Origin of the sequence: Nocardia barduliensis (assembly GCF_013315795.1) — a bacterium.
Lineage (GTDB): Bacteria > Actinomycetota > Actinomycetes > Mycobacteriales > Mycobacteriaceae > Nocardia > Nocardia barduliensis.
Genome location: NZ_JABLTE010000009.1, coordinates 73,347 through 97,826 on the forward strand (window position 1 = coordinate 73,347; position 24,480 = coordinate 97,826).

Annotated in this window: 22 protein-coding genes; 9 read left to right on the forward strand and 13 right to left on the reverse strand. The window is 70.5% G+C overall.

The features are described 5' to 3' along the window. Positions 1-248 precede the first annotated feature (248 nt). Positions 249-1,841, forward strand: coding sequence for a carboxylesterase/lipase family protein (locus HOV91_RS06515; RefSeq protein WP_174184540.1), 1,593 nt, complete (start codon positions 249-251; stop codon positions 1,839-1,841). Positions 1,842-1,880: 39 nt separating this feature from the next. On the opposite strand, the gene manB is transcribed toward HOV91_RS06515, so the two are convergent. The 3 genes from manB to rfbD all read right to left on the reverse strand — a co-directional run bounded on the left by manB (position 1,881) and on the right by rfbD (position 4,836). Then, positions 1,881-2,960, reverse strand: a complete 1,080-nt coding sequence (gene manB / locus HOV91_RS06520) for a mannose-1-phosphate guanylyltransferase (protein WP_043730946.1) — start codon at positions 2,958-2,960, stop codon at positions 1,881-1,883. A gap of 40 nt (positions 2,961-3,000) precedes the next feature. After that, positions 3,001-3,897 (reverse strand): glycosyltransferase family 2 protein, encoded by an 897-nt coding sequence (locus HOV91_RS06525; protein WP_174184541.1) that lies wholly within the window; start codon positions 3,895-3,897, stop codon positions 3,001-3,003. A gap of 69 nt (positions 3,898-3,966) precedes the next feature. After that, positions 3,967-4,836 (reverse strand): dTDP-4-dehydrorhamnose reductase, encoded by an 870-nt coding sequence (rfbD, locus tag HOV91_RS06530; RefSeq protein WP_312884495.1) that lies wholly within the window; start codon positions 4,834-4,836, stop codon positions 3,967-3,969. A 242-nt stretch (positions 4,837-5,078) separates the two neighbouring features. Here rfbD and HOV91_RS06535 point away from each other — a divergent pair, with 242 nt between their 5' ends. The 3 genes from HOV91_RS06535 to HOV91_RS06545 all read left to right on the forward strand — a co-directional run bounded on the left by HOV91_RS06535 (position 5,079) and on the right by HOV91_RS06545 (position 8,658). After that, positions 5,079-6,503 (forward strand): LCP family protein, encoded by a 1,425-nt coding sequence (locus HOV91_RS06535; protein WP_246349888.1) that lies wholly within the window; start codon positions 5,079-5,081, stop codon positions 6,501-6,503. 3 nt (positions 6,504-6,506) lie between these two features. Continuing rightward, complete coding sequence (locus tag HOV91_RS06540; RefSeq protein ID WP_174184544.1) at positions 6,507-7,229, forward strand: TIGR03089 family protein; 723 nt, start codon at positions 6,507-6,509, stop codon at positions 7,227-7,229. Positions 7,230-7,356: 127 nt separating this feature from the next. Further along, complete coding sequence (locus HOV91_RS06545; RefSeq protein WP_174184545.1) at positions 7,357-8,658, forward strand: cytochrome P450; 1,302 nt, start codon at positions 7,357-7,359, stop codon at positions 8,656-8,658. On the opposite strand, the gene HOV91_RS06550 is transcribed toward HOV91_RS06545, so the two are convergent. Together HOV91_RS06550 and HOV91_RS06555 are read right to left on the reverse strand one after the other, a co-directional pair. Next, positions 8,659-9,363 carry a response regulator gene (locus tag HOV91_RS06550; RefSeq protein WP_174184546.1) on the reverse strand — a complete coding sequence of 235 codons (705 nt, stop codon included), beginning with the start codon at positions 9,361-9,363 and terminating at the stop codon, positions 8,659-8,661. Then, positions 9,360-10,934: a sensor histidine kinase gene (locus HOV91_RS06555; protein ID WP_312884496.1), complete on the reverse strand. Its 1,575-nt coding sequence runs from the start codon at positions 10,932-10,934 to the stop codon at positions 9,360-9,362. Before HOV91_RS06555 ends, HOV91_RS06550 begins: the two co-directional genes overlap by 4 nt. Positions 10,935-11,055: 121 nt before the next feature. Here HOV91_RS06555 and HOV91_RS06560 point away from each other — a divergent pair, with 121 nt between their 5' ends. Then, positions 11,056-12,414 (forward strand): cation:dicarboxylate symporter family transporter, encoded by a 1,359-nt coding sequence (locus tag HOV91_RS06560; RefSeq protein WP_174184547.1) that lies wholly within the window; start codon positions 11,056-11,058, stop codon positions 12,412-12,414. Between the two features lie 53 nt (positions 12,415-12,467). Here HOV91_RS06560 and HOV91_RS06565 read toward each other — a convergent pair whose 3' ends face one another. Further along, positions 12,468-12,680 (reverse strand): DUF4287 domain-containing protein, encoded by a 213-nt coding sequence (locus HOV91_RS06565; RefSeq protein ID WP_174184548.1) that lies wholly within the window; start codon positions 12,678-12,680, stop codon positions 12,468-12,470. Between the two features lie 262 nt (positions 12,681-12,942). On the opposite strand from HOV91_RS06565, the gene HOV91_RS06570 reads away from it, so the two are divergent. Beyond that, positions 12,943-14,412: a phytoene desaturase family protein gene (locus tag HOV91_RS06570; protein ID WP_174184549.1), complete on the forward strand. Its 1,470-nt coding sequence runs from the start codon at positions 12,943-12,945 to the stop codon at positions 14,410-14,412. Positions 14,413-14,451: 39 nt separating this feature from the next. Here HOV91_RS06570 and HOV91_RS06575 read toward each other — a convergent pair whose 3' ends face one another. The 7 genes from HOV91_RS06575 to HOV91_RS06605 all read right to left on the reverse strand — a co-directional run bounded on the left by HOV91_RS06575 (position 14,452) and on the right by HOV91_RS06605 (position 20,955). Then, complete coding sequence (locus HOV91_RS06575) at positions 14,452-15,378, reverse strand: cation diffusion facilitator family transporter (protein WP_174184550.1); 927 nt, start codon at positions 15,376-15,378, stop codon at positions 14,452-14,454. 75 nt (positions 15,379-15,453) lie between these two features. Next, positions 15,454-16,674, reverse strand: a complete 1,221-nt coding sequence (gene manA, locus HOV91_RS06580) for a mannose-6-phosphate isomerase, class I (RefSeq protein ID WP_174184551.1) — start codon at positions 16,672-16,674, stop codon at positions 15,454-15,456. Beyond that, positions 16,674-17,876, reverse strand: a complete 1,203-nt coding sequence (locus HOV91_RS06585; RefSeq protein ID WP_174184552.1) for a serine/threonine-protein kinase — start codon at positions 17,874-17,876, stop codon at positions 16,674-16,676. The genes manA and HOV91_RS06585 overlap by 1 nt, the downstream gene beginning before the upstream one ends. Before the next feature lie 118 nt (positions 17,877-17,994). Beyond that, the gene (locus HOV91_RS06590; protein ID WP_174184553.1) at positions 17,995-19,371 is read right to left on the reverse strand and encodes a phosphomannomutase/phosphoglucomutase; all 1,377 of its coding nucleotides are present in this window, start codon (positions 19,369-19,371) and stop codon (positions 17,995-17,997) included. Between the two features lie 52 nt (positions 19,372-19,423). After that, a complete protein-coding gene (locus HOV91_RS06595) occupies positions 19,424-19,804 on the reverse strand; it encodes a DUF3499 domain-containing protein (protein ID WP_043697013.1) in 381 nt (126 codons plus the stop codon). 312 nt (positions 19,805-20,116) lie between these two features. Beyond that, entirely contained in the window at positions 20,117-20,596 is a 480-nt protein-coding gene (locus tag HOV91_RS06600; protein WP_167477524.1) for a metallopeptidase family protein, read from the reverse strand. Positions 20,597-20,721: 125 nt separating this feature from the next. Further along, positions 20,722-20,955 (reverse strand): WhiB family transcriptional regulator, encoded by a 234-nt coding sequence (locus HOV91_RS06605; protein ID WP_029901515.1) that lies wholly within the window; start codon positions 20,953-20,955, stop codon positions 20,722-20,724. 491 nt (positions 20,956-21,446) lie between these two features. Here HOV91_RS06605 and cofD point away from each other — a divergent pair, with 491 nt between their 5' ends. From cofD to HOV91_RS06620, 3 genes are read left to right on the forward strand one after another with little or no spacing between them, the layout of a single operon-like run. Beyond that, positions 21,447-22,445, forward strand: coding sequence for a 2-phospho-L-lactate transferase (cofD, locus tag HOV91_RS06610; RefSeq protein ID WP_174184554.1), 999 nt, complete (start codon positions 21,447-21,449; stop codon positions 22,443-22,445). Then, positions 22,442-23,788, forward strand: coding sequence for a coenzyme F420-0:L-glutamate ligase (locus HOV91_RS06615; RefSeq protein ID WP_174184555.1), 1,347 nt, complete (start codon positions 22,442-22,444; stop codon positions 23,786-23,788). Before cofD ends, HOV91_RS06615 begins: the two co-directional genes overlap by 4 nt. A gap of 34 nt (positions 23,789-23,822) precedes the next feature. After that, a complete protein-coding gene (locus HOV91_RS06620) occupies positions 23,823-24,341 on the forward strand; it encodes an NUDIX hydrolase (protein ID WP_174184556.1) in 519 nt (172 codons plus the stop codon). Positions 24,342-24,480: the final 139 nt, after the last annotated feature.

Here is a 24,480-nt window from a genome sequence, read left to right on the forward strand (position 1 = left end):
CGGCGACGAGGCGACACCGGTCGGGGACCGGGAATCGGAGGCCGGGATGTGAGCTGCTTCGGCGAAAGAGCCGAGCACCCCGCTGGCTACCGGGTGATAGCGGCCGCCGTGACCGATTCGACATCGCGGCCTTGGAACGGGGCCTGAACAGCGGATGAATCCGAGTTGTCGCGGCAATGTCCCGGCATCGCGACGTTGTCGTACTGATCTTCGACGTACTCTCGAAAAGAAGTATGAGGAGGTCTGCGATGCGCGCTGAGTTCTCCGAGGCGGTGCCCCCAGACGGTTTCGCCGAGCCCATCGCTCGAACGGCTTACGGCGACGTGCGCGGCGTGCGCGAAGGTTCGGTTTCGGTCTGGCGCAGCATCCCGTACGCGGCCGCCCCCGCCGGTCCGGCCCGTTTCGCGCGGCCGGAGCCGCCGCGCCCTTGGGCGGGCACGCGCGACTGCACCTCGTTCGGGCAAATCGCACCGCAGACGATGGGCACGATGGTTCCCATCGACTCGGGCCTGACCATGGGCGAGGACTGCCTATGGCTCAACGTCTGGTCGCCGCGGCCCGAGACGGGCGATCCCGCGCGCGTCCCGGACGCCGAGCCGCGCCCGGTGCTGGTCTGGTTGCACGGCGGAGCGTACTGCCTCGGTACCGCCGCCCAGCAGATCTACGACGGGCGCAAGCTGGCCGCGACCGGTGACGTCGTGGTCGTCGGGGTCAACTACCGGCTCGGCGCGCTCGGCTTCCTCGACCTGTCCTCGCTCGGCGACGACTTCGCGCCGAACCTCGGCCTGCACGACCAGATCGCCGCGCTCGAGTGGGTGCGCGACAACATCGCCGCGTTCGGCGGCGATCCCGGCAACGTCACGCTGTTCGGCGAGTCCTCCGGCGCGGGTTGCGTCACCGCGCTGCTCACCGCCCCCCGCGCCGCCGGGCTGTTCCACAAGGCGATCGCGCAGAGTCCGCCCGCGACCACGGTGTTCGGGCCGGAGCGGGCCGCGACGGTGGCGCGGCGCTTCCTCGAGCTGATCGAGCTGCCCGCGAACCGGGCCGCGGAACTGCTGGAATGCCCGATCGACCGGATCGTCGCGGCGGCGGGCGTCCTGCTCGACGAGATACCGCTGAAGGAGCCCGGCAGGCTGGCCGCCGCGCCCGTGGTCGACGGCGATCTGCTGCCGACCTACCCGATCGACCGGTTCCAGCGGGGACGTTCGCACCGGGTGCCGCTGATCATCGGCACCAACAAGGACGAGGCGTCGCTGTTCCGGTTGCTGCGCTCGCCGATCATGCCGGTGACGCCCGACGCGGTGAACGCGATGCTGCGGGATGTCGCGGCCGGCCACCCGGAGATGTCCGCGGAACGCATAGCCGAGATCACCTCCGCCTACCCCGATCTGCGCAAGGCGCGCGGGGCGCTGGCGATGTCCACCGACGCGGCGTTCCGGATGCCCGCGCACTGGGTGGCCGATGGTCACGCCGAGCACTCGCCGACGTGGATGTACCGCTTCGACTACGCCACTCCGATGCTGCGGGCGGCCCGGGTCGGCGCGGGGCACGCCACCGAGTTGCCGTACGTCTTCGGCAATTTCGGCACGCTCAATCTCGACCCGACCTTCTGGCTCGGCGGTCGCAGAGCGGCCATGGAGGTCTCCGGTCGTGTGATGCGCCGCTGGCTGGCTTTCGCCGCGCACGGCGTCCCCGCCGCCCTCGACGGCTCCAAGCACTGGCCGCCCTACCGCCTCGCGGCCCGCCCCACCCTGCTCATCGACAGCGTCGACCGAGTCGTGGACCACCCCGACCGCGACCTCCACACCGCCTGGGGACAGCAAGCCGTCGGGTTCTCCTAGCAGGCGCTCTTCGCACCGTCGCGGCGAGCGGTGCGCGCCTCAGACGTCGGTCGAGAAGCGGATGCCGCCGTCGGGGATCTCCACGCCGGGCCAGACGCGCGCCCCGCGCAGGAGTTCGCAGCGGGCCCCGATGTTCGCCCCGTCCCCGATGACGCCGTCGCGGACGAGCGCGCGCGGGCCGATGCGCGCGCCGAAGCCGATGATGGTGCGCTCGACCGTGGCGCCCGCCTCGATCACGGCGCCGTCGAAGACCACCGCGCCGTCCAGGCGCGCGCCCGCGCCGATCTCGGCGCCGCGGCCGACCACCGTCCCGCCGATCAGCAACGCCCCCGGCGCGACGCCCGCACCCGGGTGGACCAGCGATTCGCCACGCTGGCCTGGCAGGGCGGGGGAGGGCGCGATGCCGCGGACCAAGTCGGCGGAGCCGCGGACGAAGTCCTCCGGAGTGCCCATGTCGCGCCAGTAGGAAGCGTCGACGTATCCCTGGACGCGGGCGCCCTCGGTCAGCAGGGCGGGGAAGACCTCGCGCTCCACCGACACCGGACGCCCGGCCGGGATCTTCTCGATGTACTCGCGGCGGAAGACGTAGCACCCGGCGTTGATCTGGTCGGTCGGCGGGTCCTGGGTCTTCTCCAGGAACGCGGTGACCCGGCCGTTCTCGTCGGTGGGCACACAGCCGAACGCGCGCGGGTCGCTGACCCGGACCAGGTGCAGCGTCACGTCCGCGCGGGTCGACTCGTGGGTGTCGAGCACCGCGCCGAGGTCGGTGCCGCCGAGCACGTCGCCGTTGAACACCATCACGTTGTCCGCGCGCAGCTTGGGCAGCACGTTGCGGATGGCGCCGCCGGTGCCCAGCGGCTCGGTCTCGGTGACGTACTCGATCTCCAGGCCGAGATCGGAGCCGTCGCCGAAGTGCTCCTCGAATACCTCGGCCTTGAACGACGTGCCCAGCACCACATGGGTGATCCCGGCCTCCGCGATGCGGGCGAGCAGGTGGGTCAGGAACGGCAGTCCGGCCGTCGGCAGCATCGGTTTGGGCGCCGAGAGGGTCAGCGGACGCAGCCGCGTGCCCTGCCCGCCGACCAGGATCACCGCGTCGGTGCCTGCATTTCCTGCCATCAAGCTCCCCTGTTCACAAGGTCGTTCTCGCCGCCGCCTGCTATCCGGCGTCGCGCGCCTGCTGGCGCAGGGCAGATCGAACCGCAATCCGTGATCGGACCGCAAGTCCGGCCCGCAACGCCAGCCGTAGCGGAGCCTGCCACCAGTGCGGATGCCGGTCGGCCTGGAACCGGTAGGCGCTGGCGTGATGGGCGGGCAGCATCACCTCGGGATGGCGGCCCGCCGCGTGGCCCTTGGCATGGGTGACCTCGGCCTCCGGCACGAACACGTTGTGCCAGCCCGCCTTGCCCATGCGGTCGCCGAAGTCGACGTCCTCCATGTACATGAAGTAGCGGGAGTCGAAGCCGTCGATCGAGTCGAACGCCGCGCGCCGCACCAGCAGGCACGACCCCGACAGCCAGCCGACGGCCCGCTCGGAGATCTCCTCGTTCTCCTGACGGTAGCGGCGGGTCCACGGGTTGGACTTCCACACCGTGCCGAGGATCGCGTGGCCTGCACCGTCGAGCAGCCCGGGCACCCGGCGAGCCGACGGGTACACGCTGCCGTCCGGCTCGAGCACCAGCGGCCCCAGCGCGCCCGCGCGCGGCCAGCGCTTGGCGGCGGCGAGCAGTTTGTCGATCGAATCGGTGCCCCAGCGGATATCCGGGTTGGCGATCACGATGAACTCGATGCCCGGATCGATCTCCGCGACCGCCCGGTTGATGGCGCCGCCGTAGCCGATGTTGCCGCCGGTGCGCAGCAGCCGCACATGCGAATTCGCCTCGGCGACCAACTCCGGCACACCGTCCACCGACCCGTTGTCGGCGAGGATCACCTGGGGTTTCTCCGCGGTGGCACCGGCGAGGGTGGTGATGAAGTGCTCGAGGTGCTCGCCTGGCGAGTAGGTCACCGTGACGACGGCCAAGCCGGCGGGCGCGGCGGAATCGGAATCACTCACGGCAGTCAACTCTAGTGGGCGCGGTCGCACGCCGTTCGCCGATGGCCCGCGCGACGGCGCGGTACCGCCCTAGCCGGCCCGCCGCGCCAGCGCGTCCTCCAGCGCGGTCCGCCAATCCCGCAGCGGCCGCAGCCCGGCGTCGTTCCAGGACCGCGGCGACAACACCGAATACGCCGGGCGCCGTGCGGGTCTGGGGAAGGCGGCGGAATCGCACGGGCGGACGCGCCCGGGATCGGCGCCGACACCCGCGAACACCGCGCGGGCGAGCTCGAATCGACTGGCGCGCCCGGCATTGGTGGCGTGCAGTACGCGGGGGGCTTCCGGCCGGGCCGCCAGCTCCAGCAGCGCGGCGGCCAGATCGGCGGCGTAGGTGGGCGAGCCGACCTCGTCGTCGACCACGTCGACGGTGTCGCGTTCGCGCTCCAGCCGCAGCATGGTCGCGACGAAATCGCCGCCGCGCCCGGTGTATACCCACGCGGTGCGCACCACGTGCGCGTTCGGGCAGCGGCTCAGCACCGCCTGTTCGCCCGCGAGCTTGGACGCTCCGTACACGGAGGTCGGTCCCGTCACATCCTGGGTGTCGTAGGCCCGTTCCTGGGTACCAGGGAAGACGTAATCAGTGGACAGATGGATCAGCCGGGCGCCGAGGTCGGCGCAGACGTCGGCGAGCACGGCTGGTCCGGTGGCGTTGCCCGCGTATGCCGCTTCGATGTCGGTTTCGGCCCGGTCGACGGCGGTATAGGCGGCGCAGTTCAGTACCACGTCGCCGGGCGCGAGCACGGCGCGCACGGCGGCTGGGTCGGTGATGTCGAGTTCGGCGCGCCCGTAGCCGGTGGCGGCCGGAGCGAGACGCCGCAGTTCCCGGCCCACCTGTCCGCGCGCCCCGGTGACGACGAGGCGGGCGGAGACGGTGGATTCGGGTGCGGTGGGGTCGGTCACGGGCGCCAGTTTGGCACGCCGCCATGTCCGCGGTTGCGGCCGTTCGCGATAACCGTTCGATAGCCTTGAGCTATCGGGGGATCCCGAAACCGGGCGGGCGAGCGGTGACCAGGGTGGCGGATCGGTTGCGCACGCGTCGCCAGGTATCGAGTTTCGGCGAGAGGATGCAGACTTTGTCGCAGCGGAGGGGTACATCGGCGGCGTCGCGTCCGACCGGGGCAGGCGACCGGGCGTACCGGCCGCTGCGCGCGCTCGCGGCGTCCGCCGCGGTGATCGTGCTGGCGCTCACCGGTTTCGCCTGGCACAGTGTCGACGCGCTGGTCGCCGACATCGAGCGCATCGGCGATCTCGGACTCGGCGGCAACCGGGACGGCGCGGTGGACATCCTGCTGGTCGGCGTGGACAGCCGCACCGACGCGCACGGCAACCCGCTGTCGGACGCCGAGCGCGCCATGCTGCACGCGGGTGACGAGGTGGGCACCAATACCGACACCATCGTGCTGCTGCGCGTGCCCAACGACGGACGTTCGGCGACCGCGATATCCATTCCGCGCGATTCCTACGTCAACATCCCCGCCCTCGGTATGGGCAAGATCAACTCGGCCTACGGCGCCACCAAGGCCACCCAGTTCCAGAAGCTGATCGACCAAGGGGTCGCCGAGACCGCCGCGGAGCGGGAGTCCACCCAGGCGGGCAGGCAGGCGCTGATCAAGACGGTGGCGGGCCTCACCGGCATCACCGTCGACCACTACGCCGAGGTGAGCCTGCTCGGCTTCGCACTGCTCACCGACGCCGTCGGCGGGGTCGAGGTGTGCCTGAAGAACCCGGTCGACGAATGGATGTCCGGCGCCCGTTTCCCCGCCGGACGTCAGCGCCTGGACGGGCCGAGGGCATTGAGTTTCGTGCGCCAGCGCCACGATCTGGAGCGCGGCGACATCGACCGCATCGTGCGCCAGCAGGTGTTCATGGCGCAACTGGTGCGGCAGGTGCTCAGCGCGAAGACGCTGGCCAATCCGGTCAAACTCCAGCAACTCAGCGACGCGGTCGGCCGGACCATCGTGCTCGACGAGGACTGGGACGTGCTGTCGTTCCTGCAGCGGTTGAAGGACCTGTCCGGCGGTCAGGTGAAGTTCGAGACCATTCCGGTGGCCGATCTCAACGGGGAGACCAGCAGCGGCGAATCCGTGGTCAAGGTCGAGCCCAAGGCGGTCAAGTCCTACATCGCCTCGCTGGTCGGCGACGGCAAGGCCGCACGCAACGCCGAGCCGGGCTTCGATCCCGCCACGGTGACCGTCAGCGTCTACAACGCGAGCGGCATCGGGGGGCTCGCGGCCGAGGTGGCGCAGGCGCTGGGCGCCAAGGGATTTCGCCAGGGCACGGTGTCCAATTACAGCGGCAACCGCGTCACCGGCAGCCGGGTGCTCGCGGCGGACACGGCGAGCCCCAAGGCGCAGGCGGTGGCCAAGGCGCTCGGCGGGCTGACGGTGCTCGCCGACCCGACCCTGTCCCCGGATTCGGTGAGCGTCGTGCTGGCGAGCGACTATTCTGGTCCGGGCTCGTCGGCGAGCCGGGTGTTCGATCTGTCCGGTACGTCGTCCGCAGCCACACCAGTCCCGCCCGCTCCACCGATCGACGCAGGCCAGAACGGACCGAAATGCGTGAACTGAAACATGCGTGACATCGACCAGGCACACACCCTCACCGAAGCGGTACTCGATCCGATCCTCGCTCGCGAACCGGCGGGCCCGCGCGTCACCTATTACGACGACGCCACCGGAGCGCGTATCGAGCTGTCCGGCGCCACGCTGGCGAACTGGGCGGCCAAGACCGCCAATCTGATCCGCGACGAGTTCGGCCTGAGCCCGGGCGCCAGAGTCGCCGTCCTGCTCCCTGCGCACTGGCAGACCGCCGCGGTGCTGCTGGGTTGCTGGTGGGCGGGCACCGAGGTGGTGCTGCACCCGGACGAGGACGCCGATCTGGCCCTGGTCACCCCGGACCGCCTGGACGAGGCCGACGGAGCGGGCGAGGTCGCGGCGCTGTCGCTGGACGCCATGGGCGCCCCGGTGCGCGATCTGCCGATCGGCGTCACCGATTTCGCCACCTCGGTGCGCGTGCACGGCGACCAGTTCCTGCCCCGCGGCGCCGGTGTCGCGCTGGACGGCATGCCGGTCGCCGAGGTGCTCGCCGAGGCCAGGAAATCGGCGGTGCTGCAGGGCTTCGGCGAGGGCGACCGGGTGCTGTCCAGCACGCCGTGGGAGACGCCTGCCGAACTGATCGACGGATATCTCGCGGTGCTGGCCGCGGGCGCTTCCCTGGTGCAGGTGGTCAATCCGGATCCGGCGCTGCGCGACCGGCGCATCGCTTCCGAACGGGTAACCGCGCAACGCGGGTGAGCGGCGAACCGGGCCCGCGCCCGGTGGGCTCCTACCACGGTATAGGCACCGCATCCGACCTGAGGACGTTTTACAAGTCGCCGGCGTTCCGTACGGTGGAGTCATCGCACAACGACGGGGTTGGAGTATGAGGCCACACTATTGGTTCCGCTGGTTGTCGGTGCAGGGCGCGCCTCGTCTGGCCCTGCGGCTGCAGGCTCGCCGCGGCGACCCGTTCGCCGAGCTGATGGGCGGACCCGCCGGTTTCGACGACCCCTACCCCCTGATCGAGCGTTTGCGCGGGCAGGGGCGGCTGCTGCGCACCTCGATCGCGTGGGCGACCTTCGATCACGAGCTGTGCCGTTCCATCCTGCGCGACAACCGTTTCGGCGTGCGCACCACGGAGAGCTTCAACATTCCCAAGCCGCTGCAGAAGCTGGCCGAGCGCTTCCCGCTGCCGCCGAATCCGGTCGAGCCGCCGTCGATGCTGGTGATCGATCCGCCGGAGCACACGGCGATGCGCAAGCCGGTCGCCTCGGCGTTCACCCCGCGCGCGATCCGCAGGCTGCGCGATCGCGTCGAGACGGTCACCGAGGAATTGCTGGACGCGCTGCCCTCGCACGGTTCGGCGGATCTGATCCGTTCGTTCGCCGCCCAGGTGCCGATCGCGATCATCTCCGAGATGCTCGGCTTCCCCGACGAGGACAAGGCTCGGTTCCTCGACTGGGGTGATCGGATGACGCCGTTGCTGGACGTCGGCATCCCGTGGCGCGCGCATCGCGAAGCGCTGCTGGCCATGGAGGTGATGAACGACTACCTCGACCAGCACATCGAACGGTTGCGCCGCACGCCGGGCGACGACATCCTCAGCAGCCTGGTCACCGCGGGCGAGCTGGACTCCAACGCGCTGAAGGCCACCGCGAGCCTGCTCATGGGCGCGGGCTTCGAGACGACGGTCAACCTGATCGGCAACGGCGCCGCCCAGTTGCTGGCGCATCCCGATCAGCTGGAGCGGCTGCGCGAGGATCCGGAACTGTGGCCCAACGCCGTCGAGGAGATCCTGCGCTTCGACTCACCGGTGCAGACCACGGCACGCACCGCGCTGACCGACGTGGAGATCGACGGTATCCCGGTGCGCGCGGGCAACACCGTGGTGCTGTCGCTGGCGGGCGCCAACCGCGACCCCGCGGTCTTCGCCGATCCCGGGCGGTTCGACGTCGGACGCGACAACGCCAAGGAACACCTGTCGTTCAGCAGCGGCGTGCACGTCTGCCTCGGGGCCAGCCTGGCCAGGATGGAGGGCGTCTACGCGCTGCAAGCCCTGTTCGAGCGGTTCCCGGGCCTGCGCCTGGACGGTCCGCCGAAGCGGCGCGCGCTGTTCACGCTGCACGGCTACGAGCGGCTGCCGGTGCGGCTCGGTCAGCGTGCTCCCGCGCCCGAGCCGGTCTGATCAGCCGGTGGTGGTCTTCCAGACGTAGCGGGTCTTCGGGCGTCCCGCCCTGCCGTAGTCCGAGCGTCGCACGACCAAGCCGTCGTCGGCCAGCTTCTCCAGATAGCGCCAGGCGGTGATGCGCGACACCCCGATCGAGGTGGCGGTGTCCGCCGCGGTGACGCCTTCGGCCTCGGCCGCGCGCACGGTGCGGGAGATCTCGTCGAGAGTCTGCGGCGCGACGCCTTTCGGGGTGGCGGCGCGCTGGTCCGGGGTGCGCAGCGCGCTCAGTGCCCGGTCGATGTCGTTCTGGGAGATGGCGCTCTCACCGGCCGGGAGCGCGGTGCGGAACTCGCGATAGCGGTCCAGCTTGTCGCGGAACGCGGCGAAAGTGAACGGTTTCAGCAGATACAGCACGACGCCGTGCGACACGGCGGTGCGCACCATGGCCAGGTCCCGCGCGGAGGTGATGGCGATGACGTCGGGGCGCGGCGCCAAGCCGGTCAAGGCGGCCGCGACGTCGAGCCCGCTGGCGTCCGGCAGGCCGATGTCCATCAGCACCAGGTCGATCGGCGTGCCCTCGGCCGCGGCGTCGGCCGCGGCCCGCATCGCCTCACGGCCGGTATGGGCGACACCGACGGGGGTGAATCCGGCGATGCGCTCCACGTAGGCGCGGTGCGCCTCGGCGATCAGCGGCTCGTCCTCGACGATAAGCACACGGATCATCGTGGTTCCTTTCGTGGAATCGTCACGGTCACCGCGCTTTCGGGATCCCGTTGGGTGCGGATGCTTCCCCCGTGGCGGGCCACCAGCCGGTGGACCAGCGCGAGACCGAGCCCGTGGTGGTCGGCTTTGGTCGAATAGCCGCGCTGGGACGCGCGCGCGAACATCTCCGCCGACATGCCGGGGCCGCTGTCGGCGATCCGGACGTAGAGCATCGACTCGTCCGCGGCGTCCGCCCGCTGGTGGCGCAGGGTGACCTCCACCCAGCCGGACGCGCTGCCCGCCGCGGCGTCGATCGCGTTGTCGACGAGATTGCCCACCAGCGTGACGGTTTCGTGCGGGGACAGTGGCTCCACCGAGTCCAGGGCGGTGTCGTCGGTGATCGTCAGCTCGATGCCCCGCTCGGCCGCCTGGTTCACTTTGCCGAGCAGCAGAGCGGCCAGCGCGGGCGCCCCCACCGCGGCGAACAGCCGATCGATCAGCGACTGGGAGAGCTCGAGTTCCGCGGTGGCGAACTCGACGGCCTCCCGGTGGCGGCCCAGTTCCACCATGGTGACCACGGTGTGCAGCCGGTTGGCGGACTCGTGCGCCTGCGCCTGCAACGATTCCGCGAAGCTGCGCACGGAGTCGAGTTCGCCCATCACCGCCTGCAATTCGGTGTGGTCGCGAATGGTCATCACCGTGCCGATCGGCCTGCCGTCCCACGAGACGGTGTCCTGGTTGACCAGCAGGATCCGGTCGGTGGTCACGTGCATCTCGTCGCGGACGGTGCCCCAGTTCATCCGCTGCAGCGACAGCGGGAGGTCGCTGCGCCGGACCTCGCCCGCGGGCAGGTCGAGCAAGCGGCGGGCCTCGTCGTTGACCACCTCGGCGTCCTCGCCGGACGCCCCGAACACCACCAGGCCCTCGTGCACCGAGTGCAGCACGGCGTCGTGGTGCTCGTACATCGCGCGCAGCTCGTCGGGCGCCAGGCCGTGGGTCTGCCGTCGCAGCCTGCGGCTGAGCAGGAACGATCCGCCCGCGGCCAGCACGAGACCGGCTCCCGCGACACCGAGGATCACCGGGAGCTGGGTGGCGACCTGGTCGCCGATCTTCGCGCGGGTCACGCCCGCGGAGACCAGGGCCACGAGCCGCCCGTCGTCGTCGTGGACCGGGGTCACCGCCCGGATGGAGGGACCGAGGGTGCCGGTGAAGGTTTCGGTGAAGGTCTCACCCGCCAGCGCGCGATCGATGGTGCCGCTGAACGGCAGACCGATCATCGCGGGGTTGGGGTGCGTGTAGCGGGTCCGGTCCGGCGCCATGACCACGATGAAATCCATGCCGGTCTCCCGGCGCATCTCCTCGGTGACCGGCTGCAACAGCGCCGTCGGATCGGGCGCGCGGACCGCGGCCACGGTGGAGGGCGCGTCGGCGACGGTGATCGCGACGCCGGTGACCTCGCGGGTGGTGGTGACGTCGCTGTCGTGCCTGGCGTCCAGCACCGCGAGCACCACGCCGATCGCGATCATCACCGCGAGCACGACCAACTGGAAGACGAATGCCTGACCGGCGAGGGAGAGCCGACCGCGTCTCACAAGCTCTTCCTCCGCTGAACGTAATGCACCAAACAGTGACCAGGATCACCCGGCCGACCATCATTCTGCCTGGCGAGCGTCAGCGACCTCGCTTCGGTACCTTCGAAGGGAAATCCTCGCTATGAGCGACTCGACTCGCACGCGGCACGATCGCACCCATTGGCTCTATCTGGCCGTCATCGTCGCGGTGGTCGCCGGCGTCCTCGTCGGCTGGCTGGCCCCCGGCGTCGCGCAGTCGTTCGCTCCGCTGGGGACCATCTTCGTCGATCTCATCAAGATGATGATCGCTCCGGTCATCTTTTGCACGATCGTGCTCGGGATCGGATCGGTGCGCGCGGCGGCCACCGTCGGCAAGGTCGGTGGTCTGGCCATCGGGTACTTCCTGGTCATGTCGACCATCGCGCTCGGGATCGGCCTGGTCGTCGGCAATCTGCTGCAACCGGGCACCGGCCTGAACATCGCCAAGTCGACCAAAGCCGGTCACGACCTGGCCGACACCGCGCACGGTGCGGGCGGCACCTGGGAATTCATCCAGAACATCGTCCCTTCCACGCTGGTGTCCTCGCTCACCACCGGCAATGTCCTGCAGGCGCTGTTCGTCGCGCTGCTGGTCGGTTTCGCGGTGCAGGCCATGGGCACGGCGGGCGAGCCGATCGTGCGCGGCGTGGCGCTGCTGCAGAAGCTCGTGTTCCGGATCCTGGTGATGATCCTGTGGCTGGCGCCGATCGGCGCGTTCGGCGCGATCGCGAACGTGGTCGGCAAGACCGGCCTGGACGCGGTGGTGAAGCTGGGCACGCTCATGGTCGCGTTCTATCTCACCTGCCTGGTGTTCGTCTTCGGTGTGCTCGGCGTGCTGCTGTGGAGCGTGTCGCGGGTGTCGATCTTCAAGCTGGTCCGCTACCTCGCGCGGGAGTACCTGCTGATCGTCGCGACCTCGTCGTCGGAGTCGGCGCTGCCACGGCTGATCGCGAAGATGGACCACCTGGGCGTGCAGCGCTCCACCGTCGGCGTCGTCGTGCCGACCGGGTATTCGTTCAACCTGGACGGCACCGCCATCTACCTGACCATGGCGTCGCTGTTCATCGCCGAGGCGATGGGCAAGCCGCTGTCCATCGGTGAGCAACTCGGGCTGCTGTTGTTCATGATCGTCGCCTCCAAGGGCGCGGCGGGCGTCACCGGTGCGGGGCTGGCCACGCTGGCGGGCGGATTGCAGAGTCATCGGCCCGAACTCCTCGACGGCGTCGGCCTGATCGTCGGCATCGACCGCTTCATGTCCGAGGCGCGGGCGCTGACCAACTTCTCCGGCAACGCGGTCGCCACGGTGCTGATCGGCACCTGGACCAAGACCGTCGACGTGGACCGGGTGCGCGAGGTGCTCGAGCGCAGGATGCCTTTCGACGAGCGGACCATGGTCGACGACGACCACGGGACGCCCGCGCTGACGCAGGAGGCCGAGACCAAGACCCTGGTCGAGGCGTAGCGCGCGAACGACGAAGGCCCCGCACGATCTGCGGGGCCTTCGTGGCGTCCGGGTCAGGCCCACTTCTGCGGGTTCAGGTGGTGCTGGGTGAGCGCGGTGGCGTGGCCGTGCCCGATGCCGTGCTCGGTCTTCAGCCATTCGACCAATTCTTTGTGCGAGGTCAGCCCGGTCTCGCGCATGGCGGCCTTCCACTCCTCGATCGCGCGGCCGTACTTGGCCTCGATGCTGGGGAAGTAGGACGCGGGGCCGTGCGGCTTGGTCGCCATGGTCGATCTCCTTGCTCATCGTGCGTTCGATGGTGATGACGGAGCGAACTTCCGAAAGTCGTCGGCGGTCCGATGGAGTGATCCGGATCACTCCGAGGGAGGCGTCCGCGACGGGCGTGGTGCCGTCCGGAACAGTCCGCGGTCCGGCCATGTTCGCACCGGTGAGTGTTCGCGACCGGGGTGGCGAGGCCGGGACCGCAGGCGGCGCGGCGGGTGGTGTCGGCGAGCAAGCCGAACGCCGGTCGGCCGGTAGCGTGGGGGTATGGCTGATGTGGTTGTGGTCGGCTCGGGACCGAACGGGCTCGCCGCCGCGGTGATCCTGGCCAGAACGGGGCTCGCCGTGGAGGTCTACGAGGCCGAGCCGACGGCCGGAGGCGGGTCCCGCACGGCCGAGCTGACCTTGCCGGGCTATCGGCACGACGTGTGTGCGGGCGCGCATCCGATGGCGGCGGCGTCCCCGCTGTTCCGCGCGTTCGACCTGACCGCGCACGGTGTCGACCTGCTCGCGCCCGAGATCTCCTACGCCCATCCGCTCGACGGCGGCGTGGCCGGATTGGCCTGGCGCGACCTGGAACGCACGGTCGAGCACCTCGGCCCCGACGGACCGGCATGGCGCAACCTGTTCGCACCGCTGGTGCGGCAGTGGCCGGACGTGGTCGACCTCGCGATGTCGGATCTGCGCCGCGTGCCGTCCGGGCTCGCGACGGCGATCCGCTTCGGCCTGCGCACGCTGGAACAGGGTTCACCGCTGTGGAATCTGCGCTTCCGGGAACAGGTCGCGCCCGCCCTGCTGACCGGCATCGCCACCCACGCGATCATCCCGCCGCGGGCCGTCACGGCCGCGGGCGCGGCACTGATGCTCGGCGCCCTCGCCCATGCCGCGGGCTGGGTCATTCCGCGCGGCGGCAGTCAGGCGATCCCCGACGCGATGATCGCCGAACTCGAACGCCTCGGTGGCCGGGTGCACACCGGGCACCGGGTGGACTCGCTGGACGAGTTCGCGACGGCCCGAGCCGTTCTGCTCGATCTTTCCCCCGCCGAACTGCTGCGCATCGCCGGGCATCGGTTGCCCGCCCGGTACGCGAAGCGGCTGGGGCGCTTCCGCTACGGAGGCGCGGCCTGCAAGGTCGACTTCGCGCTCTCCGGACCGGTGCCGTGGCAGGCCGACGGTTGCGCACTGGCCGGAACGCTGCACGTGATCGGCACGCGCGCCGAGGCCATGGCCGCCGAGCACGCCGTGGCCATGGGACGGCACGCCGAACGCCCCTATGTGCTGACCATCCAGCCCGGGGTGGTCGATCCCACCCGCGCGCCCGCGGGCGGCCACACCTTCTACACCTATGCCCATGTGCCCAATGGCTCCACGCGCGATGTCAGCGCGGACGTGATCGCCCAAGTCGAGCGCTTCGCGCCGGGCTTCCGCGATCTGATCATCGCCAAGAACGTCATCACGGCCGCCGAATTGCCCGCGCACAACGCGAACTACTTCGGCGGCGACATCTCCGCGGGCGCGATGACGCTGCGTCAGTTCGCCTTCCGTCCCGCCCCCCGCTGGAACCCCTACGCCACACCGATTCCCGGTGTCTACCTGTGCTCGTCCTCCACCCCGCCCGGCCCCGGCGTCCACGGCATGTGCGGGCTGCACGCCGCCCGGCACGCCCTGCGCGAGCGCTTCGACATCCGCGCCGACCCGCTCGACCTGCTCCGGGCTCCCGCCGCTCAGCACCGCTGAGCACCGCGCGGCGGACGGGAACCCGACGCGACGCGCGGACTATCCCTCGACGGGCTGGGTGCGGTAGAGGTCGGGCTCGAGGTAGATGACGCGCGCCGCGGGAACCGCCGCGCGGATGCGGGATTCGGCGTCGTCGATGGCGCTCGCGATCGTCGCGACGTCCAAGCCGGGCACCACGCCGATCTTCGCCGCCACGAGCAGTTCCTCCGGGCCGAGGTATTGGGTCTTGAGGTGGATCACCCGATCGATGCGGGTGTCGTCGACCAGGTTCGCGCGGATCTGGCGGTCCTCCTCCGGCGTTGCGCCCTCGCCGATCAGCAGGCTCTGCATCTCCACGATCAGCACCACGGCGATGACGCCGAGCAGCCCGCCGATGGCCAGGGTGCCGACGCCGTCCCAGATCGGGTCGTGGGTGATCATGGTCAGGCCGACGCCCGCCAGCGCGAGAATCAGGCCGATCAGCGCGCCGGTGTCCTCCAGCAGCACCACGGGCAGTTCCGGGCTGCGGGAATTGCGGATGAACCGCCACCAGCTGGCGTCGCCCTTCAGCGGTGCGGATTCGCGCACCGCCGTGGTGAAGCTGTAGATCTCCAGCGCGATCGCGATCACCAGGATGACGATCGCCACGATCGGCGAGGTCAGCTCCTCCGGATGCTGGATCTTGTGGATGCCCTCGTACAAGGCGTAACCGGAGCCGAGGGTGAACAGCACCAGCGCCACGATGAACGAATAGAAGTAGCGGTTGCGCGCGTACCCGAACGGGTGCAGCTCGGTCGCTTCCTTCGCGGCACGCCGCTGCCCCAGCAGCAGCAGTCCCTGATTGCCCGTGTCGGCCACGGAGTGCACCGCCTCGGCGAGCATCGACCCCGAGCCGGTGATCGCCGCACCGACGAACTTCGCCACGGCGATCCCCGCGTTCGCGATCAACGCCGCGACGATCGCCTTCTTGCCACCACCAGCCGACATGGAAACATGTCCTCTCTGTTCGCCGAGCTACCCGCGACCAGACTAGGACACCGGCGATCCGGCGGTCGGGATCGGTCAGCCGGTCGCGCCGACGCACGCGCAGAACAGCTGGACGGCGCCGTCCAGCGCCTGTGCGCGAATATCGGTGTCGGCGGCGGAGATCCAGGCGGCGCCGCCCCGGGTGAGCTCCAGCGCGGAGCCGTTCTGGAACAGGCGCACCCGTCCCGCCGTGCACAGCACGATGCCGGGCCCCGCCGCGGTCAGCGGCACCCGAGCGGATCCGGCGACCAGGTCGAAGCGCCGCAGCGCGAATTCCGGGGCGGGGGTGCGGTAGCGCACCGATCCGTCACCCGCGGGTTCCGGCAGCACCACCGGCAGGCCGATCGGCTCGAAGTCCAACACGCGCAACAGTTCCGGCACGTCGACGTGTTTGGGCGTGAGACCGCCGCGCAGCACGTTGTCGGAGTTGGCCATGATCTCCACGCCGAGCCCGCGCAGGTAGGCGTGCAGGTTCCCGGCCGCGAGGAACAATCCCTGGCCCGGCTCCAACGTCACCCGGTTCAACAGCAGCGCCGCCAGCACACCCGCGTCGCCGGGGTAGGCCTCGGCCAGTTCCAGCGTCGTGCGCGCCTCGGCGGTGAACTCGCGGGTGCCTTTGCCGGACAGGTATCGCACGCAGCCGTCCAGCACCGCGGGCAGCAACGTGGCCAGCACGTGCTGAGGCAGCGTGATCCAGGTGGTGAACAGCGTGCGCAAGCCGGCCGAATCCGGCTGGGCGGCCAGCAGTTCGCAATAGTGCCGCAGGCCGTCCACCGCCAGCGCGCGCAGCAGCGCGACCGTGCGATGTGGTTCGCGGAAACCGGCCAGCGCCTCGAACCGGTCCAGCGCTACGACCAGTTCGGGCTTGTGATTCTCGTCGCGGTAGTTGCGCAGCGGCGAATCCAACGGCACCTTCGCCCGGTTCTCCCGGTCGAAGCCGGCCCGCGCCTGTTCCGTGCTCGGGTGCGCCTGCAGCGACAGCGGCTCCTCGGCGGCCAGGACCTTGAGCAGGAACGGTAGCTTCGCGTCGAATTCCGCCGCGGCGGAGCCGAGTTCCCGGTCCGGGTCGGCGGCCACCAGCTCCAGCAGGGAGGTGGTGCGATCACCGATCTTGACGTGCGCCGGGTCGGCGGGGTGGGCGCCGAACCACAACTCTGCCTCCGGATGCGCCGACGGCACCGGCCTGCCGCACAGCTGAGCGAGCGCGGTGCGCGAGCCCCAGGCATACGAGCGCAGCGCACCAACGAGTTCGTGCACTAGTAGCTGCCCCCGTACTGCCCCTGGCCGTCGGCCGACGCGGTGCGCGAGCCGATCAGCCGCAGGTAGGCGGCGGCCATCTCCAGCCGCAGCGCGAGTACCGCGAGCTGTTCGAGTTCGGTGCCGTTCGCGGGCGCGGACTCTTCGTCGCGGGCCTGCGCGGGTGCGGCGGGGTCGGTCATCTCGGTGTGCAGCAGGTCGACGTCGGCGTTCACCAGATCGGCGTCCACCAGGGTCGATCCCTCGCCGCCGAACACCGCGAGGCGGCGGCGCGCGGCCGCGCGATCGCGATCGGCGCTGAGCACGAACACCCGGATGCGCTCCACCGGCGCGGGACCGTCGAGTTCCTCGTCGTGGAACAGCGGATCGAAATCCGGCGCGGACTCGCCTGCCGCCTCGGACATCCTGGTCCGCGCCGCCACGGCCTCGGCCAGATCCACCGCGGTGGCAACCTTGCCCGCGGACTGCAGCAGCACCTCGGCGCCGTGCTCGGCCAGTTCGGCGGCGGCGGGCGAATCACCCGCGAGCACGATGCCCCGCTGCTGCATGCGCGCGGCCAGCGTCTTGGCCGGGTTGCGGAAGACCTCGTTGTGCGGGCCGTCGCGCAGGGCCTCCGCGTCCAGCACGTCGGCCAGTTCGGTGAGCTCGGGGACGGCGGCGCCGGTGCGCTGCGGGTCGACCGCGCGCAGCACCGCGATTCCGGCGGCCAGGAAGCGCAGCAGGCGGTTGTGCCCGAGCACCCGCACCCGCGGTTCCAGCACGGCGGCGCGTCCGGCCGCGGCGGCGCGCAGCGGCCCCTCGTGCGGCGCGGCGACGACCACCTCCGCACCGCGGCGCAGCGCCCGGTCGACGGCGTCGATCAGGCGGGGATCGCCCGCGTCGTCGCCGGAGACCAGGACGACGTCCAACGGCCCCACCCACGGCGGGAGGGCGGCGGCGGGCACGACGGGTAGGCCCGCGCGGTCGCCGAGCGCGGCGACCAGCAGTCCGGCGGCCCGCGCGGCACGTCCGGAACCGGAGACCAGTACCACGCTGCGTGGGCGCAGATCGGCCAACCGGGCCAGCGCGTCCTCACCGACGGCCGCCGCGGTAGCACGTACCTGGGCGCCGCCGGAAGCGGCCGACCGAAGGGCGCCGCCTGCGTCGGCGGCCTCGAGTGAAGCGGCATCGTCGAGGTCGAGCACCGGTGTTCCAGCGATCATCGGGCGTCCCACCTCCCCTCATCGCGCTGTGTCTTTTCCGCCCCCGCGCCCACCCGGTCCAGCTGCCACACCGAGACCGAGTCGGGCGAATCCAAGGCCTGTGATTCCACTATTCCAGTCAGGAGCGCACGATGCTCAAGATCTCGGTCACGAGTGCGTCTACTTCCTCCGCCGATCGGGCCTCGACGTTCAGCCGGAGCAACGGCTCGGTATTCGACGCGCGCAAGTTGAACCAGGCGTTGTCGGCCAGTTGCACGGTCACCCCGTCCAGCCGGTCGACCGAGTGCGCCCGGTCCGCGAAGGCCTCCACCACGGCCAGCGTCCGCGCCTTGGCGTCGGCCACGGTGGAGTTGATCTCGCCGGAGGCCGCGTAGCCCGCGTAGGAGGCCATCAGTTCCGACACCGGCCGGTCCTTCTCGCCGAGCGCGGCCAGCACGTGCAGCGCCGCGAGCATGCCGGAGTCGGCGCCCCAGAAGTCGCGGAAGTAGTAGTGCGCGGAGTGCTCGCCGCCGAACACCGCTCCGGTGGCGGCCATCTCCTGCTTGATGAACGAGTGCCCGACCCGGGTGCGCACCGGCGTTCCGCCCAGCTCGTGCACCAGTTCCGGCACCGCGCGGGAGGTGATCAGGTTGTGGATGATCACCGCGCCGGGCTCCTTGGCCAGCTCGCGCTCGGCGACCAGGGCGGTGATCGCCGAGGGCGACACCGGGTCGCCGTTCTCGTCGACGACGAAGCAGCGGTCGGCGTCGCCGTCGAAGGCAAGGCCGATGTCCGCGCCGGATTCGCGGACCAGCTTCTGCAGGTCCACCAGGTTCGCCGGGTCGAGCGGATTGGCCTCGTGATTGGGGAAGCTGCCGTCCAGCTCGAAGTACAGCGGCACGATCGTCACCTGCGGCAGCGCCCCCAGCACCGCGGGGACGGTGTGGCCGCCCATGCCGTTGCCCGCGTCCACCGCGATGGTGAGCGGACGGATGTCGCCGAGATCGACCAGGCCGCGCAGGAACCGCGCGTACTCGGTGAGCAGGTCCAGTTCCGTCGCGCTGCCGCGCTCGCCCGGGTACTCGGGGACGCCCTCGATCAGCTCGCCCTTGATGGTGGCGAGACCGGTGTCCTGCCCGACCGGAAGCGCCTTGGCGCGGCACAGTTTGATGCCGTTGTAGCGGGCCGGGTTGTGGCTGGCGGTGAACATGGCGCCCGGGCAGTCCAAGTGGCCGGAGGCGAAGTACAGCTGGTCGGTCGAGGCCAAGCCGATGTGCACCACGTCGAGGCCCTGGCCGAGCGCGCCGTCGGCGAAGGCCGCCGACAAGGCGGGGGAGGAATCGCGCATGTCGTGTCCGATGACGATCCGGCTCGCGTTCTCGGCGCGCATCAGCCGGGCGAAGGAGGCGCCGACGTCCCTGACGAATTCCGCGTCGATCTGATCACCGACCACACCGCGAACGTCGTAGGCCTTGATCACCGCGTTCACGAATTCGGCAGAGCGGGCGACTGTCATGCCCACCACCCTAGTGGTTGCGCCGAACCGGTCCGACACCGTCCTCGTCTGTTCAGGACGGCGGGTCGGGCAGCACGCGGAGATGGCCGCGGCGGCCGGTCCGCGTGGTCCGCGGCGGCGGGGGAGCGTAGTCGCGATAGCCGCGCTGCTCGTGCTCCGGCGGGCGGCGGCGCAACCCGGCCTCCCGCACCGCCTCCGCGAGCGCGGTCAGATCGTCGTCGTCCGGTGTGCTGGAGGAGAATCCACCTTCGTGGCGAACCAGCTCCCAGCCCTTCGGAGCGGTGATTCGTGAGCCGTGCGTTTCGCAGAGATCCCAGGAGTGCGGTTCGGCGACCGTCGCGAGTGGTCCGACCACTGCCGTCGAGTCCGAGTACACATAGGTGAGCGTCGCGACGGCCGGATTCTTGCAGCCTGGACGGCAGCAACGACGCATGGGAATCACGCCGATGAGAGTAACCCCCCTGGCGCGTCGATGGGGACAGACACGCTTGAAGAATCTCGGTCCACGCGTTGCGAAACGAGGGCGGCACAGGGTCGCACGGCGCGTCCGGCGCTGAGGCGGGCGATGTCTCCCTGGCTCGGACGACGATGTCACGCGACCGGACCCGGCGGGTGCGCGGTGCGAGCGGTTCGTCTCCGTGCGGGAAGTTCCGGAGTACCCAGCGGTCGCCGGTCTACACGTGTTCTCGCCGGCGCCTGCCCCGCAACGGCATTCGAGGGCCACCGCCGCGTGGATGGGTGCGACTCATTCGGCTTCCGGATCGATCACGTCCGGGTCGACGCCCAGGTAGGTCGCCACCTGCTGGACCAGGACCTCGCGCAGCAGGTCCACCAGGTCGTCGGGATCGCTGGCGCGCAGCTCGAGCGGTTTGCGGAACAGCACCACCCGCGCCCTGGTCGCCGCGCCGTGGCGGTCGACCCCGGCTGGGATGAGCCGGGAGAGGGGGACCGGGCCATCGGCGACCACCTCGTCGGGCCAGGTGACGGAATCGGGGTGCAGCGGACGGATTTTCGGAACGTCGTCGACCGCGATGTCGAGTTTGGTGAGCCGGTCGTGCCAGCGGGTGTCCAACGGGGCGAACGCCTCCAGCACCAGCCGGTCGAACTTCTGGCCGCGGGTCCGCCAAGCGGGCACCGTGGGTGGCAGCATCGGCCCGCGCACTCCGCGGCCGCGGCGGATCACCGACCGTGCGGTCGGCGGTCGACGCTTACGGGAACGTGCCATGACACAAAATCTAGGCCAGCTTGCTCCGGCCGTCCGCATCGAGGCGGTGGAGATCGGTCCGGTCGTGTCGCGCGTGCCCGGAGCGCCCTGGTGGGACGGGCGGCTCCGGGCCCCGCGGATGTCTGTCAGCCGATGCCGCGCTTGAGGCGGCGGCGCTCCCGCTCGGAGAGCCCGCCCCAGATGCCGAAGCGCTCATCGTGCGCGAGTGCGTACTCCAGGCACTCGTCGCGCACCTCGCAGCCCATGCAGATCCGTTTGGCCTCACGAGTCGAGCCGCCCTTCTCGGGGAAGAACGCCTCCGGATCGGTCTGCGCGCACAGGGCGCGCTCTTGCCACTGCTCCTCGATGGATTCGAACATCTCGTCGAAGCCGGTCACGACCAGGCTGAGCCGGGGCGTCGTGACTCCGTCACCCCCCTCTTGGTCCTTCCAGCCGCCGTTGTCTGCGCAGACGCCACGTGCTGCGCCTGCTGTGGAATCGGTCGGCGAGACCATCTCATTGGCCACGCTCCGCCTCCTCACTGTGTGTTAGCGCAGAATGATTCTTTCCGTCGGACCAACACGCGCACCGACGGCCATACCCCGCGACGTTGTCCCGCGGACGTCCCCGAGCTTGTCATACCGATGCGAACATCTGTTCGAAAACTGGCTCGCGCGCGGAACTCTCGCGCGAACCCGGAATGACATGACTGTGATTAGACACGCCGGACGCGTCGATGGTCAAGCCGCCGTCGCTATTCCGTTACTATCCGCAGCCGCATTCCGAGCCCAACTTGTGATCTGCAATAGCAAATAAACAGCAAATTTGCCGCGAACGGGAGCCGCCACGCCAGCGCATAGGCTGTGCGGATGTGACTGGACAACATGCGGACGCCACGCCCGCGAACGGACCCCGAGTCGCCGTGCTGGTCGGCGGTGTCGGTGGCGCGCGTTTCCTTCAGGGCGTCCGGGAGCTGCTGCCCGAGGCGGATGTCTCCGCGATCGTGAACGTCGGCGACGACGTCTGGATGCACGGGCTCCGGATCTGTCCCGACCTCGACACCTGCATGTATACCCTCGGCGGCGGTATCGATACCGAGCGGGGCTGGGGCCGGGTGGACGAGAGCTGGCACGCCAAGGAGGAGCTCGCGAAATATCACGCCCAGCCGGACTGGTTCGGCTTGGGGGACCGCGATATCGCCACGCATCTGATCCGGACCGAAATGTTGCGCGCCGGATACCGGCTCTCCGCGGTGACCGAGGCGCTGTGCAATCGGTGGCAGCCGGGCGTGAAACTGATCCCGGCAACCGACGATCGCTGCGAAACGCATGTCGTGGTGACCGATCCGGACAACCCTGGCGAACGGCGCGCGATCCATTTTCAAGAGTGGTGGGTTCGCTACCGCGCGAACATCGACACCCATGGATTCGCCACAATTGGCGCGGATGAAGCCAAACCTGCCCCAAATGTGATCAATATCATAGAATCCGCGGACGTGGTTCTCCTCGCGCCGTCCAACCCCGTCGTGAGCATCGGCGCCATCCTCGCCGTGCCCGGTATCCGCGGCGCCCTGCGCACCACCGCGGCCAAGGTGATCGGCGTGTCCGGCGTGATCGACGGCAAACCGCTGCGCGGTATGGCCGACGAGTGCCTGTCGGTGATCGGCGTGGAAACGACGGCCGAGGCGATCGGCCGGTACTACGGCGCCCGCTCGGCCACCGGCCTGCTGGACGGTTGGCTGATCCACAGCACCGACACCGCCGACGTGCCCGGCGTTGCGGTGCGTAGCGTGCCCTTGTTGATGACCGACCCGCCCACCACCGCCGAAATGGTGCGTCAGGCGCTGGATCTCGCTGGAGTCGCCCTGTGACCACACCGACCGATCACGCGGCCGGAGAGCTGCGCATCCTGCCCATCACCGGGCTACCCGAATTCCGGCCCGGCGACGACCTCGCCGAGCACATCGCCCGCTGCGCGCCCTGGCTGGCCGACGGTGACGTACTGGTCGTCACCAGCAAGATCGTCGCCAAGGTGGAGGGTCGCATCGTGGAGGCGCCGCTGGACCCGGAGGAACGCGACGCCGCCCGGCGCAGGCTCGTCGACCAAGAGGCCGTGCGGGTGCTCGCCCGCAAGGGCCGCACGCTGATCACCGAGAACAAGCTCGGCATCGTGCAGGCGGCCTCGGGTGTGGACGGTTCGAACGTCGAACAGGGCGAACTCGTGCTGCTGCCCACCGATCCGGACGCCAGCGCCAAGGCGCTGCGGGCCGCGCTCGCCGAACGGCTGGGCGTGACGGTCGCGGTGGTCGTCACCGACACGATGGGCCGCGCCTGGCGCAACGGCCAGACCGACGCGGCCATCGGCGCCGCGGGCCTGCGGGTGCTGCACGACTACGCGGGCGCGGTCGACGGGCAGGGCAACGAACTGTTCGTCACCCAGGTTGCCGTGGCGGACGAACTGGCCGCCGCGGCCGACCTGGTCAAGGGCAAACTCGGCGGTGTCCCGGTCGCCGTGGTGCGCGGCCTGCCCGTCGCCGACGACGGATCCTGCGCCGCCGATCTGCTGCGCGGCGGCACCGACGACCTGTTCTGGCTGGGCACCGCGGAGGCGATCGAGCGCGGTCGCAAGGAGGCGATCCTCCTGCGCCGCTCGATCCGGCAGTTCGCCGACACACCGGTGGATCCGGAACGCATCCGCGCGGCGGTCTCGGTCGCGCTGACCGCGCCCGCGCCGCACCACACCCGCCCGGTGCGATTCGTCTGGCTCCGCGATCCGCGGCGGCGCACCCGCCTGCTCGAGGCGATGGCGCGGCAGTGGCGCGCCGATCTGACCGCCGACGGACTCGCGCCGGAGCGGGTCGAGCGCCGCATCGCCCGCGGGCGCATCCTGTTCGACGCTCCCGAGGTGATCATCCCGTTCTGCGTGCCGGACGGCGCGCACGACTATCCGGACGAGCGCAGACGGGCCAACGAGCGCACCATGTTCACCGTCGCGGTGGGCGCCGCGGTGCAGGGGCTGCTGGTCGCCTTGGCCACCGAGGGAATCGGCAGCTGCTGGATCGGGTCGACGATCTTCGCCCCCGAGGTCACCCGCGAGGTCCTCGGCCTGGCCGAGGACTGGAGCCCGCTGGGCGCCGTCGCGATCGGTCATCCGCTCGAGGAGCTGACGCCACGGCAGGCGGCGGGCGCGGGCTCGGGGCTGGTCGAGCTGTGACCCGCCTGGGCCATGCGGCGCGCGGGGGCCGCCGGTGAGCGCGGAGTCGCTGCACGCTTCGGCCACCGAGCTGCTCGAGACGTGGCGGCCGCCCGCCGAATCGGACCGCTCGCTGCGCGAGGCGATGCTGGCGTTCCTCGGCTCGGCTCCGCGCGGTTGCCTGCGCGAGCACGCGCCGGGCCACATCACCGCCTCCGCGGTGGTCTTCTCCCACGACGGCAGCGAGGTGCTGCTCACCCTGCATCCGAGAGTCGGACGCTGGATTCAGCTCGGCGGCCACTGCGAGGAGCGCGACGACACGGTCGCGGACGCCGCGCTGCGCGAAGCCACCGAGGAGTCCGGCATCGCGAACCTGCGACTGCACCCTGGGCTCTACGGCGCCCAGGCCCACCCCATCACCTGCTCACTCGGCGTGCCCACCCGGCACCTCGACCTCCTGTTCCGTCTCACCGCGCCGGCGGGCGCCACGCCGGTACGCAGCCACGAGTCCACCGACCTGCGCTGGTGGCCGGTGAACGCCTTGCCCGCCGACGCCGACGTCCTGCTGCGGTGAACTAGCCGCGCACCCCGCGAAGTGCCGAGCCCCGGTCGGATGCCATCCGGCCGGGGCTTTCTTGTGCGCTCTGGAAGGTTTACAAAATGTCTGATTTGTCTAGACAAGAGACAAATGCGGCTCTATCGTCCATAAGTGA